Below are 23,206 nucleotides of genomic sequence, written 5' to 3' on the forward strand. Positions count from 1 at the left end.
CTGGTTGCTTGAAGATATAGGGTGATGGCTCAGCCCTGCAACGGTTGCGGCAGAGCAAAGTTTCGCGCATTCGCAAGCGCCGGGATGCGCTGCCGCGCGTCGGCGACGTGATCGGGGGAAATCTCTGCCAGCAACACGCCCGGCTCGTCGTGATCGAGCTCGGCGACCACTCGGCCCCAGGGGTCGATGATGATGGAGTGGCCATAGGTCGCCCGGCCATTGGCATGCTGCCCGCCCTGCGCAGCAGCGATGACATAGGAGCCGGTTTCGATGGCCCGCGCCCGCAGCAGCACATGCCAATGCGCCTGCCCGGTCGGTACGGTGAAGGCGGCGGGTACGGCAATCAGGCTGGCGCCGGCATTGGCGAGGGCGTTGTAGAGCCGCGGGAAACGCATGTCGTAGCAGATCGAGAAACCGAGCGTGAACTCTCCCAGCGGCGCCGTGACCGCCCGCTCTCCGCCGGCGTAGGTGGCACTTTCGCGGTAGGCGTTGAGCCCGGCAATCTCAGCGTCGAAAAGGTGGATCTTGTCGTAGGTTGCAACCATCGCGCCATCCGGACCGAACAGCACCGAGCGATTGGCGAAAAGCCCATCGGGTAATGGAACGGCCAGCGAGCCGATATGGATGTGGATGCCGTACTGCCGGGCCAGTTCGCCGATCCGCGCCAGTTGCGGATGCCCCTCGAACGGCGCCGCCACCTTGGCCAGGCCCTCGCGGTTCTCCGCGAAGATCATGGTGACCTCAGGTGTCAGTACATACTGCGCCCCAGCCGCTGCGGCCTTGGCCAGCATGGGCTCGAGCGCGGCAAGATTGGCTGCGGGCTCCATGCCCGAGCGCATCTGGATGGCAGCGATTTTCACCGGCAGCTACTGCGCCAGCAGCGGATCGAGGCCGCCTTGGCGGTCCAGCGCGGCCATGTCGTCATAGCCGCCGACATGGGTGTCGCCGATAAAAATCTGCGGCACGGTGCGGCGCCCATTGGCGCGCTGTGTCATCGCCTGGCGCAGGTCCGGATCAAGCACGGTGATTTCGGTGTAGTCGGCGCCCTTGTCGGCCAGCAACGATTTGGCGGCATGGCAATAGGGGCAGGTCGGGGTGGTGTAGATTTCGATCTTGGCCAACTGAATTCTCCTTCGAGAAGAAGCGCTTGTTCTTATATGGGCAAGTCCGCGCCGATGACAACGCGGGCGAAGGTCACGACGTCGACAGCATCCACGCCACCGCGGATCAGCGTGCGAGTCACTGCTTTGGTGGTGGCGCCGGTAGTATAGACATCGTCGACCAGCACTACGCGTCGCCCCTTGGCGCGGACGAGGATATCGGGGTGAACGGCGAAAGCGCCCTGGACGTTGCGCGCCCGGCCATCGCCGCTGAGGCCCACCTGCTGTCGGGTCTTGCGACTGCGCCGGACCAGCCCCGCGTCGACCTCAAGACCGGTGAGCCTACCCAGAGCCAGCGCCAGTTCAGCTGACTGGTTATAGCGCCGCTCCCATTGCCGCGCCCGATGCAACGGCACGGGTACCAAAATGGGTTCACCCTCCCAGAGTTCATGCCCGGCACTGGCCATCAGGCGGGCGCAGAAGCGGGCGAGCTCGGGGCGATCGCCGTATTTGAGGCGGGAGACCACGTTGCGGGCAACATCATTATAGATGACGGCGGCACGAGCACGCCCGAAAGGCGGTGGGTCGGCAATAGCTTCGGCGGACAGCGCGTCGGCGCCCAACGACACCTCGAAGGGCAGGCCAAGGACGGGACAGTACGGCGCGGTGATCGGGCGCAAGCTCTTGAAACAGCTCACGCACAGCGTGTCGGACGTTGCTGTCGGCACGTCGCAGTTGAGGCAGACTGGTGGGTAGGCCAGGTCAAGCAACATGCCGCCGAACTGCCGGACACGCCTGCCAAGGCGTCTGGACAATCCCTCGTTTTTGACAAGCTCGTCGGCGCTCTCCATAAGGCGTCATAGTGCCACGTCCCCAAACGGCCGCAAGACCATCATGACCCAGCCGCCCCGGATTTTCGACACCGGCCTGATCGCCCGCCACCTGGCGCGACGGCCGGATACCGGCGATTTCGCCACCGACCTCGTGCTCGCCGATTTCGAGGACCGGCTGGGTGCGTTGATCCGCGATTTTCCGAAGGCCCTGATCATCGGGCCGGACGCCGCAAAACTCCCGCAAACGGCGCGCACTGCCAGCGCCGAAATTCGCTTCGAACGCTATGCGGCATTCGACGGCGATGATGACATGCCCCCCATTGTCGGGGAGGACTTCAATCTCATCGTCTCGCTGCTGCATCTGCAGGCGATCAATGACGTGCCAGGTTACCTGGCGCGACTGCGCGCCAAACTGGCGCCGGACGGTCTGCTCATGATCGCGGCGCTAGGCGGCGAAACGCTGACCGAGCTGCGCGAGGCCTTCCTCTCGGCCGATGCACTGGTGTTCGGCGGCGCGTCAGCGCGGGTGGCCCCGATGATCCAGGTGCGCGATGCCGGGGCGCTGCTGCAACGGGCCGGCTTGGCCCTGCCGGTGGCCGATGTCGAGACCCATATCGTACGCTATTCCTCGCCCTTCGCTTTGATGAGCGAACTCAAGGCCTTGGGCGCCTCCAACCCACTGGTCGACCGACCGCGACGGCTGGCCAGCCCGGCTTTGCTGGCGGCGGCGGCCAATGCCTATGCTACGCAGGATTCCGACCCGGATGGGCGCATCCGCGCTACGCTCGAAATCGTCTGGCTCATGGGCTGGGTGCCGCATGAAAGCCAGCAGAAACCGCTCAAGCCCGGCAGTGCAAAGGCGCGACTGGGCGACGTTCTAGGGAAGGCGTGATGGATCAGCTGGCCGGGCATATCCTGATCCTTTCGGGCTCGCCCGGCTCAGGCAAGACGACGACGGCAGAAATGCTGGCCCGGCTGCCGGGTGTGCCCAAGGTGCATCTCCATTCCGACGATTTCTGGGGCTACATCAAGCATGGGCTGATCGAGCCCTGGCTGCCCGAGTCGCATGAGCAGAACCGCATGATCTCTCAGATCGCGGCCAGCGTGGCGGGCCAGTATGCACGGCACGGCTATTTCGTGGTGCTCGATGGTGTGGTTCGCCCATGGTGGCTACCGGCGTTCACCGCCCTCAATCAGACCCTTCATTATGTGGTGCTGCGGACGTCGGTGGACGAAGCTGTGGCCCGTTGCCAGGCGCGCGGGGGTGACAGCCTTACGGACCCAGTCGTGGTCGCCGATCTCTATGCCCAGTTTGCCGATCTCGGCGAGTTCGAACGCCATGTCCTGCCGGTCGATGGACTGGAGCGGGAGGCTACGCTTGCGGCGGTGATCCGCGCCCTGGTGGGTGGTGGGCGTAGACTGACCTAAAATCGACCACAACCTATCACTTGCCATTCGATGTATCGCCGCACTCATGCCGAATGGGTGGACATGATGCGAAGCGCAATCGACCCAGATTGAGACCAAGAAAAAGGGCCGGTGTTTCCACCAGCCCTTTTGCATTTTGTCGAGGGTCTGTCGCTTACGCGGCAGCTTCCTCGTCGCCTTCGGCTTCGGCCGCATCGGCCTTGGTGCGCTTGGGCGACTTGGCCAGGTTCTTTTCGATCAGCTGCACGGCTTCGGTCAGCGTCAGGCGATTGACGGCACCGATTTCGCGGCTCATGCGATCCATTGCCTGCTCGAACAGCTGGCGTTCCGAATAGGACTGCTCGGGCTGCTCTTCGGAGCGATAAAGATCGCGCACGACTTCGGAAATGGCGATCAGATCGCCCGAATTGATCTTGGCTTCATATTCCTGGGCGCGACGCGACCACATGGTGCGCTTGACGCGGGCGCGACCGGTCACGGTGGTCAGCGCCTGGGTGACCATATCCTCTTCGGCCAGCTTGCGCATACCGACGGACTTGATCTTGGCGACAGGAACGCGCAGGGTCAGCTTGTCCTGCTCGAAACTGATGACGAACAACTCAAGGGTCAGGCCGGCGACTTCTTGTTCTTCGATGGACACGATCACGCCGACGCCATGCGCCGGATAGACGACGTATTCACCGGTCTTGAACCCAAGCCGTGTCTGTACCTTCTTGGCTACCATATTCATGGAACTCCTTGTTGACGCCCCAAATGGACAGTTCCCTGCGGGAAGGACCGTCCATTCCTACTCTCTACTGGCGTCCGAACGGGACGCCGCGCACAGAAAACCCCACGGGCTTCCGGGTCCGCTTTCCCCGGAGCTCATGCATCCAATGATGTTGTCAAAAAAATCGTGCCTTAAGGCACGGGCTGGGTGACGGGCTCAACTGCATTATTGGCACCATAGCACAAAAATTCAGCAAAATCAAAAGCTACGAATCAACTCGGGTTTTGGCGGCTGCCACAGCCGATTCCGCGTGACGAGCCCATATTGGCAACCGGGTTCGGGTCGGAATGCCGCACCGATCATTGATGGCCCGACCTACTCCGGCAGCGCAAATTCCAGCAGCAGGCTGCGCTGCCAGTCGTTGAAATTGTTGTCCGAACCGATGACGATGCGGGTCTCACCGTTGGGCGCAGTGTGGACCAGTAGCGATTCCATGTTGTCGATGCTGCTGCCGCTGGCCGACAGCAGCAGTTCACCGGTCATCAGGGCGCCGGGACGGACGTCGGCGGCGGGGACGCGGCGCAGAGCCATGGTGAAGGTCAGCATGGACACGCCGCGCTCCAATACCAGCAGGTCGCCATTGGGCAGGAAGGCGCAGTCGGTGGGATTGACCACGGGGCTTGCGGCATAGGCCATGGGGCCGGTGTCGTTCTGGCCGAGCAGCCAGCCCTGGTGATTGCCGTCGCCGTCACGATCTTCTTCGGTGATCAGCAGCGTCGAGCCCGCAATCGGCGAGGCCGGCGGCGCGATGCAGAGCGATTCCAGCGATTCGTTGGTGCGGAGGTCCGTCAGCCAGTCGGGAATGGGCACTTCCCGCGCCGCGCCACCCGGCTTGCCGTCGGTCAGGGTAAAGTCGGCGACGCGGGTCAGGTGTTCGAAGGCGACACGCACCGCGATCGGAGCGCCGTCGCGATAGACTGTATCGACGCTTTCGGCATCCTTGGCATACTGCCGGGGCAGCGGCGCGCCCTTTGAATTCTGCATCGGCTCGATGGTGACACCGATAAAGCCGAAGAGCCGCGCGGCGTCGTCATAGGCCAGTTGCCCGGCGATGAAGTTGCCGCGATCGCTGACGAAGCTCACCTGCTGGGTCGAGCCAGTGGTGGCGAGGCCCGAGAGGCCACCAAACGTATCGTCCTGCGCCACCATGGAGATGCCGCCGCGAAAGATCAGACCGTCGACCGGCTGATCGAGCCCAACACCCTTGAACTGGGTAATCTGCGCCGCGCTGACCGCCACCTCGACCGCCTGAGCCGGCAGGCCGGCGAACAGGACAACGGCGAGCACGGCGAGGGGGCGGATCATCCGCGTCCGCGCCGGCGTGACTGGGCCGGCATTTCTTCGTCGAACAGGGCCGCCAACTCGTCGGTGAGCGCGCCGGCCAGTTCCTCAGCATCGAGCAGCGTCACAGCCCGCTTGTAGTAGCGGGTCACATCGTGGCCGATGCCGACGGCAACCAGCTGGATCGGCGAGCGCGTCTCGATATCCTCGATCACCTGGCGGAGATGGGCTTCGAGATAGTTGCCGGCATTGACGCTCTGGGTGGAGTCGTCCACTGGCGCGCCGTCCGAGATCACCATCAGAATGCGGCGAGCTTCCGGGCGGGCCATCAGGCGCTTGCGGGCCCATTCGAGCGCTTCGCCGTCGATATTTTCCTTGAGCAGGCCTTCGCGCATCATCAGGCCGAGATTGCGGCGGGCATGGCGCCACGGCTCGTCAGCGGCCTTGTAGATGATGTGGCGCACGTCGTTGACGCGGCCGGGATTGGCCGGGCGGCCGGCCTCGAGCCAGGCTTCACGCGACTTGCCGCCCTTCCAGGCGCGGGTGGTAAAGCCCAGGATTTCGACCTTGACGCCGCAACGCTCCAGCGTGCGGGCGAGGATGTCGCCGCAGATCGCCGCGATGGTGATCGGGCGGCCACGCATTGAGCCGGAATTGTCGATCAGCAGCGTCACGATGGTGTCGCGGAAATCGGTGTCGTTCTCGACCTTGAAGCTCAGCGCCTGCATCGGATCGGTGACCACGCGGGTGAGGCGCGCCGTATCGAGCAGGCCTTCCTCGAGGTCGAACTGCCAGCTGCGATTCTGCTTGGCCATCAGGCGCCGCTGCAGCTTGTTGGCGAGGCGGGCCACGGCGCCGGCCAGGTTTTCGAGCTGCTTGTCGAGCAAGGCGCGCAACTGGTCGAGTTCGTCGGGCGGGCAGAGTTCGGCTGCCTTGACGATCTCGTCGAATTTTTGCGTGAACACCTTGTACTGGAACTGGTTGGTCAGGCGCTCGCCACCATCCTTGGCGGGCGGCGGCATGGGCGCGTCTTCGCCGGCTTCAGCCTGCGCGTCGTCATCGGTATCGGCCATATCGGACTCGATGCCTTCGACGTCGCCGGTCTCTTCCGATTCGCCGGCCTGTTCGTCCTGCTCGGAGTCCTGGCTGTCGTTTTCGCCCTCGCCCTGCTCGGGGGCCTTGTCGGAGCTGTCGCCCTGCTCGGGCTCCTGCTCGTCGCCCTCTTCCTCGTCGGATGAGTCAGGATCGTCGAGCTCACTTTCGGGCACGAGGTTGAGATCGCGCAGCAGCATCTTGGCGGCCTTGGAGAACTCATCCTGGTTTTCGTAGCGGGTTAGCAACTTGTCGAGCGACTCGCCGCCCTTGTCCTCGATCTCCTTGCGCCACAGATCGACCAGCGCATGGCCCGATGGCGGCACCGGCACGCCGGCCAGTTTCTCGCGCAGCAGAAGGCCCAGGGCCTCGGCGATCGGGGCATCGTTGCGGTCATCGACCTCGGCGAAATTGGCACGGAACAGCCGGTCTTCCAGCATCTCGCCGATATTGCCAACCATGCCGGGCATGCGCACACAGCCCAGCGCCTCGACACGAGCCTGTTCGAGCGCATCGAAAGCCGAGCGGGCGACGGGGTCCATCGGCGAACGCTTGCGATGCGTTTCGGGATCGTGGCTGGCGAGGCGCATAGCCATGGCATCGCCCTGCCCGCGTGCAATGGCGATATCGCGCCGCGTCGGCAGCCGCGGCAGGTTGGCGAGGCGCGCCTTGTCGGAGGTCAGCAGCGGCCGGTCGGCAGTGAAGGTCACTTCGAGATCAGGCTTGGCGCCGATCGCGCGCACCGTCGCACCCATGGCGGATTTGAACACCTGGGTCTGGTCGGGCTTGTTGGCTTTGCTGCGCGGTGGTTGTGCCATGATCTATCGGTTCACTCTGTGACCGGGAAGGAAGGCCCCCTCACCCGGCCCTTTGGGCCGACCTCTCCCCCAAAGGGAGAGGTGAAGTTGCGGCGCATTCGGTGCCCTATACACCTCTCCTTTGGGGGAGAGGTCGCCGCGTAGCGGCGGTTGAGGGGGCCTTGCTCCTAAGCCGTCACAGCCAGGTTGGCCGACGATTCCGGCAGATCTTCGCCGAATACGCGCTGGTAGAACTCGGCAACCACGGGGCGTTCGAGTTCGTCGCATTTGTTGAGGAAGGTCAGACGGAAGGCAAAGCCGGTATCGCCACCGAAAATCTGGGTGTTTTCGGCCCAGGTGATGACAGTACGCGGCGACATGACGGTCGAGAGATCGCCATTGATGAAGGCCGAACGGGTAAGATCGGCCAGCCGCACCATATTGCCGATGAGCTTCTTGCCCTTTTCGGTCTCGGCATATGGCTTGTTCTTGGCCAGCACGATCCCGACTTCCTTGTCATGCGGCAGGTAGTTGAGCGTCGTCACGAGACTCCAGCGGTCCATCTGGCCCTGGTTGATCTGCTGGGTGCCGTGATAGAGGCCCGACGTATCGCCCAGACCGATGGTGTTGGTGGTCGAGAACAGCCGGAACGCCGGATGGGGCACGATCACGCGGTTCTGGTCGAGCAGGGTCAGACGACCGGCGACTTCGAGCACGCGCTGAATCACGAACATCACGTCCGGACGGCCGGCATCATATTCGTCGAACACGAGCGCGACATTGTTCTGCACGGCCCAGGGCAGGATGCCGTCGCGGAATTCGGTGATCTGCTTGCCGTCCTTGAGCACGATCGCGTCCTTGCCGACGAGATCGATGCGCGAGACGTGGCTGTCGAGGTTGACGCGGACCAGCGGCCAGTTAAGGCGCGCCGCGACCTGCTCGATATGGGTCGATTTGCCGGTACCATGATAGCCCTGCACCATGACGCGGCGGTTGAAGGCAAAGCCTGCAAGAATCGCGAGGGTGGTGTTGCGGTCGAACAGGTAATCGGGATCGACCGGCGGCACGTGGCTATTGGCTTCCTTGTAGCCCATCACCTTCATGTCCGTATCGATGCCGAACAGCTCGCGGGCCGAAAATTCGGTATCGGGCAGGTTGGTGTATTCAGTCATGGCAAAGCTCTTGGCGGGAAATTTCGGAAGGCGGGCGGGGCAGCAAAGTCGGGGGCTCTATAGCAGCATTGTGACGGAGGCGGTAGCCACCGGCACCGCATGCCTACTTCGCGACGAAGCCGGTTTTCTTGAGGTGGCTATAGGCCGCGATGATCGTCCGCAACCGCTCTTCGGAGGACTTGTCGCCGCCATTCGCATCGGGATGGTGAATCTTCACCAGCGTCTTATAGGCGCGCTTGATGTCGTCCGATTTGGCCGGGCCGGTAATGCCCAGCGTTTCGAGCGCCCGGCGGTCCTGCTCATGCAGCGGCTTGACCCGCTCGGCAGCCGGCGTCTGGGCCTGGCGGTGGCGGAAGCGGGCGAAGACGCCGAACGGATCGCCGAACTTGTCGCCGGGGCGCAGGCCGGCCTGCGCCTGGCGCGAGGTTCGCGTGCCGGGATTGCCGGTGGCAAAGCTGGAGCGCGACTCGGCCTTGGGCGGCGCGTGCAGGGCCTCCTCGAGCTCGTCCTTTTCCATGCCGGCGAAGAAGTTGAACGCCGTGTTGTAGTGGCGGACATGCTCAAGGCAGAAATGGTGGTACTGCCCCTCGCTGCGGGCGCCCTTGGGTGCCCGATATTCGCCCGCCAGCTCGCAGCCTTCCCAATCGCAGACATGCTCGATCGCGGCCGGCTTTTCGTCCCGACGCGACTTGATGCGAATGGAGTCAAATATCTTGGATTGCAAATTCATTGCGCCTAGTTACATGCCTCAGACCGACGGAGACCTCGACGCGATGTCCGTAAAAGACACCTTAACCGCCAAGCTCACCAGCAAATTTGCCCCCGCTTTCCTCGATGTGATCGATGAATCATCGCTCCATCATGGTCACGCCGGGTGGCGCGAGGGTGGTGAAACCCATTTTCGTGTCAGAATCGCGACCCGTCATTTTGACGGGATGAGCCGCGTGGCGCAACACCGCGCCGTCAACGAAGTTCTGCAGGCCGAGCTGCAAGACCCCGTCCATGCTTTGGCCATTGAAGTTCTGCCGGTCGATGGACCGTGGGAACTGCCCAAGGGCGTTTAGTTACGACCGCATCTCGTCCAGATACGCCGCCACCGCCGCGCCGTCGACATTGTTCTCGATGAACGCCTTGCCGATGCCGCGCGTCAGGATGAAGGTCAGCGCGCCGCGCGTGACCTTCTTGTCCTGCGCGATGGCGGCCATCAGGGTCTCGGTTGATCCGAGCGTTCCGGGGATGTCGCTCAATTTGGTGGGCAAGCACGATTTCTGCAAGTGGGCGACGATACGGCCAGTATCCTGGCTCGGGGCGAGGCCCAGTTTGGCGGAGAAACCGTGGGCCAGCGCCATGCCGATGGCGACGCCTTCGCCATGCAGCAGGCGATCGGAATAGCCGGTGTCCTTTTCGAGTGCGTGGCCGAAGGTGTGACCCAGGTTGAGCAGGGCGCGAACGCCGAGTTCTTTCTCGTCCTCGATGACGACGCGCGCCTTGTGGGCACAGCAGCGGGCAATGGCTTCGCCACGGGCCGGGCCGCCAGCAAAGATTTCGGCCTGATGCTCTTCGAGCCAGAAGAAGAAATCTTCGTCGTCGATGAGGCCGTATTTCACCACCTCGGCATAACCGGCGGCGAACTGGCGGGGTGCCAGCGTATCGAGCGTGGACAGATCGGCCAGCACCAGCTTGGGCTGATGGAAGGCACCGATCAGGTTCTTGCCGTGGGGCGAATTGATGCCAGTCTTGCCACCGACCGAGCTATCGACCTGCGCCAGCAGCGACGTCGGCATCTGCACGAAATCCATGCCGCGCCGAGCAATGGAAGCGGCAAAGCCGGCCAGATCGCCGATGACGCCGCCACCCAGCGCGATGACGAGATCGCCGCGTTCGAGGCGGGCCGCGAGTATGCCTTCGACCGCCTGGCCGAGAAAAGCCCAGGACTTGGTCGATTCGCCGGCCGGCAGGATGATTTCGGTATGACCAAGCCCGGACGCGTCGAGCGAGGCGATCAGGCGCGGCAACTGTGCCTTGGCGACGTTGTCGTCGGTGATGATGCCATAGCGGCGTCCCGGGAACCGTTCCGCGAGAATCGCACCGGCTTCGTCCAGCAGCCGAGGACCGATGAGGATGTCATAGGCACGCTCCCCGAGGGCGACGTGAACCGTGTGGGCAATATCGGCCATGGCTAGTCCTGGCGTTTGAGATAGGCGAGCACGGCATCCACCACGTCCCCCGCCACCACATCCTGCGGCACATCGCGGCTGACGACGGTGACGTCGGCTTCGGCATAGATAGGATAGCGATCCTCGATCAGTTTTTCTAGCGTCGCCCGTGGGTTAGCGGTCTTGAGCAGCGGGCGGTTGGAGCGGCGGGAGACCCGCTCGAACAGAATATCGGCCTCGGCCTTGAGCCAAACGGTCACGGCTTCCGCCTTCATCAAGGCGCGCGTATCGACGTTGACGAAGGCGCCGCCGCCGGTGGCCAGCACCACGCCTTGGTCTTTAAGCACGCGGGCGATGACGCGCGTTTCGCCAGCGCGGAATTCCGGCTCGCCGCGCTGCGCGAAAATCTCGGGAATGGTCATCTGCGCCGCCTTCTCGATTTCCTCGTCGCTATCGAGAAAGTGCCGGTTGAGGCGGCTTGCCAGGCGGCGGCCGACAGTGGTCTTGCCCGCGCCCATCATGCCGACCAGCACCAGCGGCTTGCCGCCGAGGCGGTCGACAAGCTCCTCGGCGCGGGCCTGCCGCAATGCCGGGTCGGATCGGTTCAACGGCGGGCTCCCTTTGCTGCCGCTATCAACCCGCAGCCGCCCGCGCTGTCAAGAACTTGCGCGCCATTGGCCAAGCATCCAATTATACCTCATTGAATTGAAACCATTTGCTGTCACTTTATTGCAATTGCATTCGATGGACGCGTTATGCCCACTCTGATCCGCCTCATCATCATGCTGCTCTTCCTGGCGGGGCTGGTCTATGCCGGTATGTTTGCGCTGGTCGCCTTTGTCGAGCCGACGCAGAAAGAGCAGACAATCCGCATCCCCCAGCGCGACCTGCTGGGCGGCGGCGCGCCCGGCCTGCCAGGCAGCGCGCCCACCGAGGAACCGGCCGAAACGCCGGCTGTGGAACCCGCTCCCGCTCCCGCTGCTGAGCCGACCACGCCGCCGGCGCCGTTGACAGATTGAGCGGTCACCTGATCGGCGCCTTCCTTGAGATGATGAGCGCCGAGCGCGGCGCTGCGAGGAACACCATTGATGCCTATAGGCGCGATCTTTCCGACTATGGCGGCTATGTGCTGGGCCGCAAGCAGACGCTGCTGACAGCGGACCGCGAGACGGTCACCGCCTATCTCGACAGGCTCAAGATGCAGGGGCTCTCGGCCTCGTCGAGCGCCCGGCGGCTGTCGGCGATACGGCAATTCCACCGCTTTCTATGTGCCGACAACCTGCGCGGTGACGATCCCACACGCATCGTCGCCAGCCCCAAGAGCCGGCGGGCTTTGCCCAAGGTGCTGTCGATAGCGGAGGTGGACAAGCTGCTGAGCACGGCGGAAGCCGAGGCCAATGCCGAGGCGTCCGAAAGCAAGCACGCTGGAGCGCTGCGTCTCTATGTGCTGATCGAACTGCTCTATGCGACGGGCATGCGCGTCAGCGAGCTGGTGAGCCTGCGCCGCTCGATGGTGATGCGCGACACGAGCTTTATTACCGTGACCGGTAAGGGCAACAAGGAACGCGTCGTGCCGCTCAACGATCGGGCCCGCGATGCCATCAAGGCCTATGTGACGACGCTGGAGCCGGGGCCATTCCTGTTTCCGGCCACGGGTGCCGAGGGCTATCTGAGCCGGCAGGTGTTTGCGCGTGACCTCAAGCAACTGGCGATTGATGCGGGGATTAGCCCATCTCGTGTCGCACCCCACGTCCTGCGCCATGCCTTTGCCAGCCATCTGCTGGCCGGCGGCGCCGATCTGCGCGTCGTACAGATGCTTCTCGGCCATGCGGACATTTCCACGACACAAATCTATACCCATGTGCTCGACGAGAAGCTGCGGACACTCGTCGAAACCCACCATCCCCTCGCGGAAGGGTAGCGTCGTTCCACGGTTCCTGTGCGCCCTTGCCAACAAACCTTGACTTGGTGTTGCGCCATCGTCACTTTCCGGCCACTTTAAGGCGCAACAGCAGCGGCCTTACTCTCGGGTCCGCAAAATAGACCCCTAACGGGCGGGTGGGATGCAGTCTTATCTCGATTTCGAAAAGCCGGTAGCCGATCTTGAAGGCAAGATCGCTGAGCTCAAGGCGATGGCAGCGACCGATCAGGCCGTCAGCATCGACGAGGAGGTCAACCGGTTGTCGAGCCGCGCCGACGAGGCGCTGGTTGAAATCTACAAAAAGCTCACCCCCTGGCAAAAGACCCAGGTGGCCCGCCATCCGCAGCGCCCGCATTTTTCGGACTATGTGAAGAGCCTGATCACCGAATGGGTGCCGCTGGCCGGCGACCGCAAGTTCGCCGAAGACGCTGCCGTACAGGCCGGCTTTGGCCGCTTCAACGGCCAGTCCGTCGCCATTCTAGGCCAGGAAAAGGGCAATTCGACCGAAACGCGCCTCAAGCACAATTTCGGCATGGCCCGCCCTGAAGGCTACCGCAAGGCCGTCCGCATCATGGACATGGCCGACCGCTTCAACATTCCGCTGATCTCGTTCGTCGACACTGCCGGCGCCTATCCCGGCATCGGCGCCGAGGAACGCGGCCAGGCCGAGGCCATCGCCCGCTCGACCGAGAAGTCACTCGAACTGGGCGTGCCCAACCTCGCCATCATCATCGGCGAAGGCGGCTCGGGCGGCGCTATCGCCATCGCCACGGCCAATCGCGTGCTGATGCTCGAGCATTCGATCTACGGCGTGATTTCGCCCGAAGCCGGTGCCTCGATCCTGTTCCGCGACGCCGCCAAGGCGCAGGACATGGCGACGGCGCAAAAGATCACCGCGCAGGACCTGCTGGGTTTTGGCGTGATCGACGGCATCATTGCCGAGCCGACCGGCGGCGCCCACCGCCATCCCGAACAGGTGCTGGATTCGGCACGCGGCGCCATCGGCCAGTTCCTGGGCGACTTTGCCAATAAGGGCCGGCTGGAAGTACGCGAGCATCGCCGCGAGAAGTTTTTGGCGATCGGCAGCGCGCTGTAAGCAGCGCCCGATCGGCCTCCCTCCCCTAGATGGGGAGAGAATGAGGGTGGGGTGGCCGCAAACTCTGCGTCCGTGACTCACCCCCACCCTTGATCCCTCCTCACAAGGGGGAGGGAGACGACTGCGTTTTTCGGACCTCCAAACCGTCCACCCCTGCCCGAAGGGGCGAGGTCAGAACGATTTGCACACTTGTGTGATCGCCTGCCGCTTCCCGGCTGTTTTGCGGCGTGGTAACGCTTCGTTTACCAGCAATTCTCATGCTGCGGTAACCAACGGCCCCTATGGGTCACTGCATGCATCTCCGCTTTTGGGCCGCCGACCGTGACCGCCACACTCCTGCGCAAAATTTCGTCGGCGATCGTGCTGCTCTGGGTCGTCTTCGGCCTGGTCGCGTGCGGCGGCTTCCTGCCCAAATCCAACGACAATCGGCATAACCAGCCGCTTCTAAGCGGCACAGTATCGGCCCTGAGCGCCATGGGGTCCTCACCCGGGGAAGCCATGGTCATCCGCATCTTCAAGGAAGAAAAGACGCTTGAGGTCTGGAAGCGAACGAGCTCCGGCCAGTTCAAGATGTTCAAGACCTACGAGATTTGCGCCTTTTCGGGCGAACTCGGTCCCAAGATCAAGGAAGGCGACCGGCAGAGCCCTGAGGGCTTCTATACGATCACGCCCGGCCTGATGAATCCGCGCTCCAACTATTACCTGGCCTTCAATACCGGGTTTCCGAACAAGTTCGACCGGGCCTGGGGCCGCACCGGCAGCCAGTTGATGGTGCATGGCGATTGCTCGTCGCGCGGCTGCTATGCCATGACCGATGATGGCATTGCCGAAATCTATGCCCTGGCACGCGAGACCTTCAAGGGCGGCAACCAGAGCTTCCAGCTGCAAATCTTCCCGTTCAAGATGACGGCCGCCAACCTGGCCCAGGAGGCCAGCAACGAGCACCTGCCGTTCTGGAAGGACATCAAGGAAGGCTATGACCTGTTCGAGCTGAACAAGGCGCCGCCGACCTGGGATGTCTGCGAGCGGCAATATGTGTTCAACGCCACCGGTGGTGGTGCCCTCAACGCCATGGGTCCCTGCCCGGCCGCGGTGCAGAACGCGGCACTGACGGCCAAGCAGCAGGCCGACGAAGCCGCCTTTGCCGATACCCTGGCCGCTGAGGAAAAGAAGGCTGCCGAGGAGGCTGTCATCAAGGCACGCGGCGAGGCGGTGAGCGGCGCCGTGGGCGGGATATTCAGCGGCATCGGCAATCTGTTGAGCGGCGGCGAGGAAGAGGTCGTGCCGGTCATGTCAGGGAAGATCGCACCAATCCCGTTCCCCCGTCCGAGCTGGCTTTTGTAGCACTCGGAGACCTCATCCTGAGCTTGTCGAAGGACGAGGTCGGGCGCGCCGGCTCGTGTACCACGCCCTCGTGGTTCGACAAGCTCACCATGAGGTCTACATTTATGCTGACCCGTCACCATATCTGGGCCGCATTGTGCGGCCATCGCCTGTGCTAGGATTGCGCGAACCGGAGACGACGTCTTGGAAGAAAACCCTGCCGTCCCGAGCGAACGCAAGATTGTCATCGAAGCCCGTGACACCAAGCAGGCCGCCGCTCCGGCTCAGCCCGAAAGGCCGGCCCGCCGCCTGCCATGGACCAGTATCCTAAGCTTCGTCGTCGGGTTGGTGGGCGTGGCGGCACTGGGCGCCACGGCCTGGGTCTATACCGAGACGCAGCGCGAAATTGTGCGCATGTCGACCGACATCGCCCAGATCAGGCTCAGCCTTGAGCTCTATGGCCAGCGCGCCACGGGGGCTGCAAGGACGGCTCCTGGCGCTGACGGTCTGCTAGACCTGTCCAACCGTCTGGCCATCCTCGAACAGAGCTGGCGCGGTGCGACGCCGACCAATCCGGCGCCCGCGTCTGTGCTGCCGGCACTACCGGGCGAAACTGCACCGGCAACGGGCGCCGTGGCCACCGGCGGCGACTGCCTGCCGACCGGCACGCGCTTCATGGTCTCGGCCGGCGACAGCTACGCCGTCTGCGGCACGACCGGGTCGGTGGCCATAGCGGGCGTCGACGACGGCTTCATCACCCTCGGCGACGGCACCGTCATCGCGCAGGGCGGCACAGTGGGCCTACCCGGCACGCAATGCATGGTGGGGCTGATGCCATCGGACGGCGGCGGCATCAGTGGCTTTGCCGAAATCCGCGTCACCTGCTGAACCGCGCTACCTAACCCAGGCGTCGAACTCCTCTACGGACATTGGCCCTGCATGGGCGAAGCTTGTCGTGCCGGCCAAGTAGGACACAAGGGCCCGTGCCTGCCAAACGTCGCCGTAGCGCACCGCGTTAAACCCGCCGCCATAGGTACGACCGTCCAGCTCGTAGAGCACAATTCGCTCCTGGATGTCGTCACCCCCGGTCACGCCGAGCTGACTCATGATATTGCGGCGGTTGACCTCGGAATTGGCCATCTGTGGCGACGGAACGCGCGTCTTCAGAACCTTGAGATTGGTCAATCGGCCCGGGTCCAGCGCGGCCTCCAGGTTGCCGGCATACTGGCCGATATCCTGTCCGTCGCTGAACGAAATCACTGAATCCAGCGGGGTACCCGTCGGCGCGAGCAGGCTGAAGGCCAAATTGCGCAGCTGTGCTGCGGCCTCGCCGGTGAACTGTATCTTCGCCGCGTCTCGATAGAAGTCGAACTTGACTGGCGGGGCCGTGTTGTACAGCGAGATTGACTGCAAACGTTCGGCCATCTTGACGAAGCTGTAGTTGGTGGCGCGCCGCTCTATATCGAAGGCGAGGACGGCGGCACCAAGATCGGCGTCGCGCAGCGAGGCGGCAATGTGTTCAACAGCCTCTTCGGGTGATGCGAAAGCAAGACCCGTCGCGGCAGATTTGGAGTCCTTGGCCGACGCCGGGAGCGCTATCAGGCCCAGGCCGGCCAGCGCGGTAAGATGGAACGCACGTCGCTTCATGACCGATCCTCCAGCGGTTGCAGGAAGGATTGCGCAATTGACGCTGGTTTACCAGTGGAGCGAATAGCGCCGGTACTGGTCTCCGAAGACCGCCGCCGAGCGCATCCGGACCGACCAGCAAAAAAGGCCCGGATCGCTCCGGGCCTTTCTCATTGCTAGAACTGCCCGTGGCAGTGTTTGAACTTCTTGCCTGACCCACAGGGGCAAGGCGCGTTGCGGGAGACGCCTTCGAGCAGCTTGGGATCGATCGGCTTGAGCGAGGGATCGCCGCCGGTCGCGCCCAGGGAGGCGGCAATGGTGTCGCCGCCATCAGCGTCGTTCTCGCCGGTCAGCGGGTCGATATGGGTCTCGCGCAGGCGGCTCAGGTCGGGCGCCGGTGGCGTCACCGGGCGCGGCTGCAGCTCGATATGGCTCATCTGCGTGGTCACCAGCTCACGCAGGTTGGCCAGCAGCGCCTGGAACAGCTCGTAGGCTTCCTGCTTGTATTCGTTGAGCGGATCGCGCTGGGCGATGCCGCGCCAGCCCACCACCTTGGAGAGGTGGTCGAGCGTCACCAGATGCTCGCGCCACAGCCCGTCGATCGACTGCAGCAGGATGGATTTTTCCACCTGGCGCATCACGTCGGCATTGGTCGAACCGGCCGCTTCCATATTGGCGATGGTGCGCGCTTCCTTGGCGGCGGCATGCTCGTCGGCAGCCGCAGTCAAGCGCTCGATGACGGTCTCGGCGTCGATGCCCTCTTCGGCTGCCCATTCTTCCACCGGCACGTCGAGGTTGAGATAGGTCTTGGCCGCCGCCTTGAGTTGCTCGACATTCCACTGCTCGGGATAGGAGCGTGGCGGAATAGCCTTGTTGACGATGTTTTCGACCACGTCATGCCGCATCTCGACGACGGTCTCGTTGACGTCCTCGGCATCCATCATCTCGATACGCTGCTCGAAGATCACCTTGCGCTGATCGTTCATCACGTCGTCGTATTTGAGGATGTTCTTGCGGATGTCGAAGTTGCGCGCCTCGACCTTGCCCTGGGCGCGCTCGATGGCCTTGGTGACCCACGGATGGGTGATCGACTCGCCCTGTTCGAGGCCCAGCTTGCCGAGCATGGAATCCATGCTGTCGACCGGGAAGATGCGCATCAGGTCGTCCTGCAGCGACAGGAAGAAGGCCGAATGGCCCGGATCGCCCTGGCGGCCCGAACGACCACGCAGCTGGTTGTCGATGCGACGGCTCTCGTGGCGTTCGGTGCCGATGACCATGAGACCGCCCGCGGCCAAAGCCTTGGCCTTGTCGGATGCGATGGTCTTCTTGATATCGGCGATCTTGGCTTCGCGCGCCTCGCCCTCAAGACCTTCGGTCTCGCGCTGGATGCGCATTTCGAGGTTGCCGCCGAGCTGGATGTCGGTACCACGACCAGCCATGTTGGTGGCGATGGTGATGGCGCCGGGGAGACCCGCGTCTGCGACGATGAAGGCTTCCTGCTCGTGATGGCGCGCGTTCAGCACGTTCATGGCGCCGACATTCTTCTGGCGCAGCAGCTCGGCCAGCATTTCCGACTTCTCGATCGAGGTCGTACCGACCAGCACGGGCTGGCCGCGATCCTGGCATTCCTTGATCAGGTTGGCGATGGCATCGAACTTTTCGGCGGCGGTGCGGAAGATGGCGTCTTCGTCGTCCTTACGCGCCACTGGCACGTTGGTGGGGATGGTCACCACGTCGAGCTTGTAGATGTCGGCAAACTCTTCAGCTTCCGTCGCCGCCGTACCGGTCATGCCGGCCAGCTTTTTGTAGAGACGGAAATAGTTCTGGAAGGTGATCGAAGCCAGCGTCTGGTTTTCCGGCTGGATCTTGACGTGTTCCTTGGCTTCCAGCGCCTGGTGCAGGCCTTCCGAATAGCGGCGGCCCGGCATCATGCGGCCAGAGAACTCGTCGATGATGACCACTTCGTCGTTGCGGACGATGTAGTCCTTGTCCTTGCGGAAGAGCTTATGCGCTCGCAGGGCCGAATTGGCGTGGTGCACCAGAGCGACGTTTTCGACGTCATACATGGAGCCGGACTTGAGCAGGCCATCCTCGGCCAGCTTGGCTTCGAGCTTTTCGATGCCACTATCGGTGAAGGTGGCGGAGCGCTGCTTTTCGTCGAGCTCGAAATCCTCCTCGCCGATGATCGGCATCAAGGCGTCGATAGTCGTATAGAGCGTCGAGCGGTCTTCCGACGGGCCGGAAATGATCAGCGGCGTGCGGGCCTCGTCGATCAGGATCGAGTCCACTTCGTCGACGATGGCATAGGCATGGCCGCGCTGCACCATCTGCTGGCGCGTGTACTTCATGTTGTCGCGCAGATAGTCGAAGCCGAGCTCGTTATTGGTGCCGTAGGTGATGTCGGCGCCGTAGGCGGCCTTGCGCTCGACATCGCTCATGCCATGGACGATGACGCCCCAGGTCAGGCCGAGAAAGCTGTAGATCTGGCCCATCCAGGCCGCGTCGCGCTTGACCAGATAGTCGTTGACGGTGACCAGGTGTGCGCCCTGGCCGGTCAGCGCATTGAGATACATCGGCAGGGTCGCGACCAGCGTCTTGCCTTCACCGGTGCGCATCTCGGCGATGCCGCGCTCGTTCATCACCATGCCGCCGATCAGCTGCACGTCGAAGTGGCGCATGCCCAGCACGCGCTTGCTCGCTTCGCGAACAGTGGCAAAGGCCGGCACGATCAAATCATCGAGATCGGCGCCCTTTTCGATCTGTGCCTTGAACTCGGCGGTGCGGGCCCGCAACTGGTCATCGCTGAGCTTTTCGAGCTCTGCTTCCAGCGCGTTGATAGCGGCGACCTTGCCCTGGTAGCGCTTGACGTGACGATCGGATGGAGACCCGAAAATCCGCCGGGCGAGCGCAGCAAGTGCCATAGTCAAATCCTTCGATTGCTCATCGGCGCGCGTCTGTGGAGGGTGCGGCATAGGCCCCGCCAGGCCATCGTCGGCGCGATGAGAAAGCCTTTCCGGCTTTGAATTTCGGTATTCCCGCCGGGTGGCGGAAAAGCGGCTGAGATGTAAGAGCGGGCCCTTGTCTTGTCAACGTCGCCAAAATGGGCCACACCTCCCCGGCCCCACCGGAAATCCTGATAGAACCGGGGCTTTCGGACCTTTGGTTGCTCACGAAACGCGGCGCGGCACATTTTGGCCCCCTTGCCATGTGAGGCAACCCGAAACGACACCGACGGCATGCCATTGCCGACCAACACTACGCCAGGACGCTGGCAGAACAGCGCCGGCCAAGGAGACTGATCCAATGAAGTTTTCCCCCCTGCGTCTCGCTGCCGCGAGCGTCCTCGCGCTGATGCTGGCTTCGCCTGTCCTGGCTCAGGACGCGGCGCCCGCCGCCGAAGCCCCGGCTGCCGAGGTGTCGCCCGACACCGTGGTGGCTACCGTCGACGGCGAGACCATCACCGAGGCCGACCTGAGCTTTGCCGCCGAGGGCCTGGGCCAGCAGTTGCAGCAGATGGCGCCGGAAGATCGCAAGGCCTTCCTGCTGCGCGTCGTCATCGACATGAAGGTCATGGCCCGCGCCGGCCGCGCCGCCGGCATTGCCGACACCCCGCTGTTTCAGCAGCGCCTGAAGTTCCTCGAAGAGCAGGCCCTGCGCCGTACCTATTTCAACGACCTGATCACCAACACGGTGACCGAGGCGGCCGTGCGCGCCGAGTATGACAAGTTCGTTGCCGACTTCGTGCCGGCAGATGAAATCCGCGCCAGCCACATCCTGGTCGCGACCGAGGAAGAGGCCAAGGCCATCAAGGCCGAACTCGATGGCGGCGCCGATTTCGCCACCTTGGCCAAGGAAAAGTCGATCGATCCCGGCGCAGCCAATGGCGGCGACCTGGGCTTTTTCGGCAAGGGCATGATGGTCGCCCCCTTCGAGGCTGCTGCCTATGCGCTGACCGATATCGGCCAGGTCTCCGAGCCCGTGCAGTCGCAGTTCGGCTGGCACGTCATCCGTCTCGAGGAAAAGCGCCAGTCCGCCGCGCCGGCCTTCGAGCAGGTCGCTGGTGAATTGCAGCAGAAACTGCTGATGAACACCTTCGACACCACCGTTGCCAAGCTGATGGAAGGCGTGGCGATCGACATCCCCGACGCGACGCTTAAGGCTGCCGTGGACGCACAGACAGCGGCTGAACAGGCGGCGGCCGAAACGGCGCCGGTTCAGTAAAGTTCAGGCTCCGGGGGCGACCAGCCCCCGGACTATCTGCCTGGCCAGCTGCCGCAATTGATCCGGATCGCGTTCGATGCGGCCAGTCAGCAGGCGCTGCCAGATGAAGCCGCCCAGGAGGTCGGCGCACAATCCCACATCGATATCGGCGGACAATTCGCCCCTCGCTATGCCGCGCCGGAAGATTTGTCCGCTCTGCAGGCGCCGCTCGGCCGCATAGGCGCGCAACGAGTCTGCGGCGGCTTCGTCGCGCTGTGCTTCGGCCACCACGAAACGGAAGATTTGACCGGCGCCGGTATCGCCCCAATGGGTGAAGACACCCGTGAGAAAGGCGAAGATATCGCCTTCGACGGTGCCGGTATCCATATGCACGTCGGCCGGCTTCTGACGATGATAAACATCGAGCATCAGCGCCGTCTTACCCGGCCACCACTTGTAGATGGTTGGCTTGCCCGCGCGGGCGCGTTTGGCCACCGCCTCGATCGAGAAACCGGCTATGCCCTCCTCGGCCATTACGGCTTCGGCGGCGGCGAGGATCGCTTCCTCGGTCTCGGGATTGCGGCGGGCGCCAATGGAACGGCGGCGGTCGTCGGTGTCGTCGGCGGGCTCGGTCATGCGCCCAATATGGTTCAAATAGGTACTGAAGAAAAGACTTGAACGAAACGTTGCGTTCCATTACATAACGAAACGTACCGTTTCAATGGAGATCGTCCATGCAACCCTCTTTTGCTTCTAGGCTGCGCATGGCGCTGGTGATGACGATTGCCGTCTATCCGGTGGTGACGCTTTACCTCTACATCCTGATGCCACTGACCCAGGGTTGGGACATCTGGCAGCGTAGCCTCGTGCTGGTGCCGTTCATGGCCACGACGATCGTGATGCTGATCGTGCCGCTTATCGGTAAGCATTTCGGCGGGTTCATTGCTGGCAAAAAGAAGGCTGTGGCGGCTTGATGGACCACACCGCCACGCCCTCGTGGTTCGAGGCTCGCAAAGAGCTCGCACCTCACCATGAGGGCTGATGATACACCGCGTTCAAAGTAGCCCTCATGGTGAGGTGCGCTTCTTCAGCGCCTCGAACCACGAGGGCGTGGCACGTCTTGCACCCGCCACGTCTTTCGGGCAAACCGTCCCCACTTCGCATGAGGACTTTGCCATGGCTGCCCACCCGGTTTCCCCGCTCGCTCCAAAATCCTATCCGGACCTGCCCGAAATCGCCGGGGTGCGCTTTGCCACGGCCGAAGCTGGCATCAAGTACAAAAACCGTACCGACGTCCTGCTGATGGCCTTCGACGAAGGCACGACCGCCGCAGGCGTCCTGACCAAGTCCAAATGCTCGTCGGCGGCAGTCGACTGGTGCCGCGCCAACCTGCCCGGCGGCAAGGCACGCGGCCTGGTGGTCAATTCGGGCAATGCCAATGCCTTTACCGGCAGCAAGGGCAAGCAGAGCGTCGAGCTGACAGCGGACTATGCCGCCAAGGCCCTGGGCTGTGCCACCAGCGAAATCTTCCTCGCCTCGACCGGCGTCATCGGCGAACCGCTGCCGGCCGAAAAGTTTGCCGGTGTGCTTGATGAGGCGGCGACCCGACTGGGCGATACGCCATGGATCGAGCCGGCCAAGGCCATCATGACCACGGATACTTTCCCCAAGCTGTCCGGCGCGATCTTCGAAATCGACGGCGTCGAAGTGAAGATCAACGGCATTGCCAAGGGCTCGGGCATGATCGCGCCTGACATGGCCACCATGCTGAGCTTTGTCGTCACCGACATGCCGATTGCTGCGCCCGTGCTGCAGGCACTGCTGGCCAGGCATGTACAGACCAGCTTCAACGCCATCACCGTTGATAGCGACACCTCCACCTCAGACACGCTGCTCGCGTTTGCTACCTGCAAGGCGCGTGTCGAAGCCATCGAGAGCATCGACGATCCGCGGGCCGAGACCTTTGGCGAAGCGCTGCGCGACGTGCTGTTCGACCTCGCCATCCAGACCGTGCGTGATGGCGAAGGCGCCACCAAGCAGGTATCGGTACATGTCGAGGGCGCTACGTCCGACGCGTCGGCTTTCCGCATCGCCAAGTCGATCGCCGACTCGCCGCTGGTCAAGACCGCCATTGCCGGCGAGGACGCCAATTGGGGTCGCGTGGTGATGGCCGTAGGCAAGGCGGGCGAACCGGCGGACCGCGACAAGCTCGCCATCCGCTTCGGCGACCTGCTGGTCGCCAAGGATGGCGAACGCGCCACCGTCTACGACGAGGCCGCCACCTCCGCCTATATGAAGGGCGAGGATTTGGAGCTGACGGTGAGCCTCGGGCTCGGGGATGGCCGGGCGACCGTCTATACCTGCGACCTGACGCATGGCTACATCACCATCAACGGCGACTATCGGAGCTGA

The 23,206-nt window shown here is 63.4% G+C and carries 24 protein-coding genes; 11 read left to right on the top strand and 13 right to left on the bottom strand.

The features are described from left to right. Positions 1-29: 29 nt before the first annotated feature. Genes IM737_RS10700 through IM737_RS10710 form a run of 3 tightly spaced genes read right to left on the bottom strand, consistent with a single transcriptional unit; the run spans position 30 to position 1,915 of the window. Positions 30-860, bottom strand: coding sequence for a carbon-nitrogen hydrolase family protein (locus IM737_RS10700; RefSeq protein ID WP_336886202.1), 831 nt, complete (start codon positions 858-860; stop codon positions 30-32). Between the two features lie 6 nt (positions 861-866). After that, complete coding sequence (gene grxC / locus IM737_RS10705) at positions 867-1,121, bottom strand: glutaredoxin 3 (protein ID WP_236893875.1); 255 nt, start codon at positions 1,119-1,121, stop codon at positions 867-869. Positions 1,122-1,153: 32 nt separating this feature from the next. Next, a complete protein-coding gene (locus IM737_RS10710) occupies positions 1,154-1,915 on the bottom strand; it encodes a ComF family protein (RefSeq protein ID WP_236893876.1) in 762 nt (253 codons plus the stop codon). Between the two features lie 79 nt (positions 1,916-1,994). Between IM737_RS10710 and IM737_RS10715 the strand changes: the two genes are divergently transcribed. Together IM737_RS10715 and IM737_RS10720 are read left to right on the top strand one after the other, a co-directional pair. Then, entirely contained in the window at positions 1,995-2,825 is an 831-nt protein-coding gene (locus tag IM737_RS10715) for a class I SAM-dependent methyltransferase (protein ID WP_236893877.1), read from the top strand. Then, the gene (locus IM737_RS10720) at positions 2,825-3,361 is read left to right on the top strand and encodes an AAA family ATPase (RefSeq protein ID WP_236893878.1); all 537 of its coding nucleotides are present in this window, start codon (positions 2,825-2,827) and stop codon (positions 3,359-3,361) included. Before IM737_RS10715 ends, IM737_RS10720 begins: the two co-directional genes overlap by 1 nt. A 154-nt stretch (positions 3,362-3,515) precedes the next feature. Here IM737_RS10720 and IM737_RS10725 read toward each other — a convergent pair whose 3' ends face one another. The 5 genes from IM737_RS10725 to IM737_RS10745 all read right to left on the bottom strand — a co-directional run bounded on the left by IM737_RS10725 (position 3,516) and on the right by IM737_RS10745 (position 9,196). Beyond that, entirely contained in the window at positions 3,516-4,091 is a 576-nt protein-coding gene (locus IM737_RS10725; RefSeq protein ID WP_236893879.1) for a CarD family transcriptional regulator, read from the bottom strand. Between the two features lie 354 nt (positions 4,092-4,445). Further along, positions 4,446-5,435 (bottom strand): esterase-like activity of phytase family protein, encoded by a 990-nt coding sequence (locus IM737_RS10730; protein ID WP_236893880.1) that lies wholly within the window; start codon positions 5,433-5,435, stop codon positions 4,446-4,448. After that, entirely contained in the window at positions 5,432-7,321 is a 1,890-nt protein-coding gene (gene cobT / locus IM737_RS10735) for a cobaltochelatase subunit CobT (RefSeq protein WP_236893881.1), read from the bottom strand. The genes IM737_RS10730 and cobT overlap by 4 nt, the downstream gene beginning before the upstream one ends. Positions 7,322-7,488: 167 nt before the next feature. After that, complete coding sequence (gene cobS, locus IM737_RS10740; RefSeq protein ID WP_236893882.1) at positions 7,489-8,472, bottom strand: cobaltochelatase subunit CobS; 984 nt, start codon at positions 8,470-8,472, stop codon at positions 7,489-7,491. A 103-nt stretch (positions 8,473-8,575) separates the two neighbouring features. Next, positions 8,576-9,196, bottom strand: coding sequence for a J domain-containing protein (locus tag IM737_RS10745; protein ID WP_236893883.1), 621 nt, complete (start codon positions 9,194-9,196; stop codon positions 8,576-8,578). Positions 9,197-9,245: 49 nt separating this feature from the next. Here IM737_RS10745 and IM737_RS10750 point away from each other — a divergent pair, with 49 nt between their 5' ends. Continuing rightward, positions 9,246-9,536, top strand: a complete 291-nt coding sequence (locus tag IM737_RS10750) for a BolA family protein (protein WP_236893884.1) — start codon at positions 9,246-9,248, stop codon at positions 9,534-9,536. Here the strand turns inward: IM737_RS10750 and aroB are convergent, their stop codons facing one another. Both aroB and IM737_RS10760 read right to left on the bottom strand, forming a co-directional pair. Then, positions 9,537-10,649, bottom strand: coding sequence for a 3-dehydroquinate synthase (gene aroB, locus IM737_RS10755; RefSeq protein WP_236893885.1), 1,113 nt, complete (start codon positions 10,647-10,649; stop codon positions 9,537-9,539). Between the two features lie 2 nt (positions 10,650-10,651). Further along, positions 10,652-11,236 carry a shikimate kinase gene (locus IM737_RS10760; RefSeq protein ID WP_236893886.1) on the bottom strand — a complete coding sequence of 195 codons (585 nt, stop codon included), beginning with the start codon at positions 11,234-11,236 and terminating at the stop codon, positions 10,652-10,654. Between the two features lie 147 nt (positions 11,237-11,383). On the opposite strand from IM737_RS10760, the gene IM737_RS10765 reads away from it, so the two are divergent. From IM737_RS10765 to IM737_RS10785, 5 genes are all read left to right on the top strand, one after another. Next, positions 11,384-11,647, top strand: a complete 264-nt coding sequence (locus IM737_RS10765; RefSeq protein ID WP_236893887.1) for a hypothetical protein — start codon at positions 11,384-11,386, stop codon at positions 11,645-11,647. A gap of 29 nt (positions 11,648-11,676) precedes the next feature. After that, a complete protein-coding gene (locus tag IM737_RS10770; protein ID WP_236899910.1) occupies positions 11,677-12,549 on the top strand; it encodes a site-specific tyrosine recombinase XerD in 873 nt (290 codons plus the stop codon). A gap of 142 nt (positions 12,550-12,691) precedes the next feature. Next, positions 12,692-13,645, top strand: coding sequence for an acetyl-CoA carboxylase carboxyltransferase subunit alpha (locus IM737_RS10775; protein ID WP_236893888.1), 954 nt, complete (start codon positions 12,692-12,694; stop codon positions 13,643-13,645). A 321-nt stretch (positions 13,646-13,966) separates the two neighbouring features. Beyond that, positions 13,967-14,989, top strand: a complete 1,023-nt coding sequence (locus IM737_RS10780) for a L,D-transpeptidase family protein (RefSeq protein ID WP_236893889.1) — start codon at positions 13,967-13,969, stop codon at positions 14,987-14,989. A gap of 183 nt (positions 14,990-15,172) precedes the next feature. After that, the gene (locus IM737_RS10785; RefSeq protein WP_236893890.1) at positions 15,173-15,856 is read left to right on the top strand and encodes a hypothetical protein; all 684 of its coding nucleotides are present in this window, start codon (positions 15,173-15,175) and stop codon (positions 15,854-15,856) included. A 6-nt stretch (positions 15,857-15,862) separates the two neighbouring features. Here the strand turns inward: IM737_RS10785 and IM737_RS10790 are convergent, their stop codons facing one another. Beyond that, a complete protein-coding gene (locus IM737_RS10790; protein ID WP_236893891.1) occupies positions 15,863-16,615 on the bottom strand; it encodes a hypothetical protein in 753 nt (250 codons plus the stop codon). Between the two features lie 155 nt (positions 16,616-16,770). Next, positions 16,771-19,515 carry a preprotein translocase subunit SecA gene (secA, locus tag IM737_RS10795; RefSeq protein WP_236893892.1) on the bottom strand — a complete coding sequence of 915 codons (2,745 nt, stop codon included), beginning with the start codon at positions 19,513-19,515 and terminating at the stop codon, positions 16,771-16,773. A gap of 382 nt (positions 19,516-19,897) precedes the next feature. Between secA and IM737_RS10800 the strand changes: the two genes are divergently transcribed. Beyond that, the gene (locus IM737_RS10800; protein ID WP_236893893.1) at positions 19,898-20,815 is read left to right on the top strand and encodes a foldase protein PrsA; all 918 of its coding nucleotides are present in this window, start codon (positions 19,898-19,900) and stop codon (positions 20,813-20,815) included. 3 nt (positions 20,816-20,818) lie between these two features. Here the strand turns inward: IM737_RS10800 and IM737_RS10805 are convergent, their stop codons facing one another. After that, the gene (locus tag IM737_RS10805; protein WP_236893894.1) at positions 20,819-21,430 is read right to left on the bottom strand and encodes a TetR/AcrR family transcriptional regulator; all 612 of its coding nucleotides are present in this window, start codon (positions 21,428-21,430) and stop codon (positions 20,819-20,821) included. Positions 21,431-21,528: 98 nt separating this feature from the next. On the opposite strand from IM737_RS10805, the gene IM737_RS10810 reads away from it, so the two are divergent. Both IM737_RS10810 and argJ read left to right on the top strand, forming a co-directional pair. Continuing rightward, complete coding sequence (locus IM737_RS10810; RefSeq protein WP_236893895.1) at positions 21,529-21,768, top strand: hypothetical protein; 240 nt, start codon at positions 21,529-21,531, stop codon at positions 21,766-21,768. Positions 21,769-21,970: 202 nt separating this feature from the next. Continuing rightward, entirely contained in the window at positions 21,971-23,206 is a 1,236-nt protein-coding gene (gene argJ, locus IM737_RS10815; RefSeq protein ID WP_236893896.1) for a bifunctional glutamate N-acetyltransferase/amino-acid acetyltransferase ArgJ, read from the top strand.

The sequence above is a fragment of the Devosia sp. SL43 genome (assembly GCF_021729885.1).
In the GTDB taxonomy this organism is placed as follows: domain Bacteria; phylum Pseudomonadota; class Alphaproteobacteria; order Rhizobiales; family Devosiaceae; genus Devosia.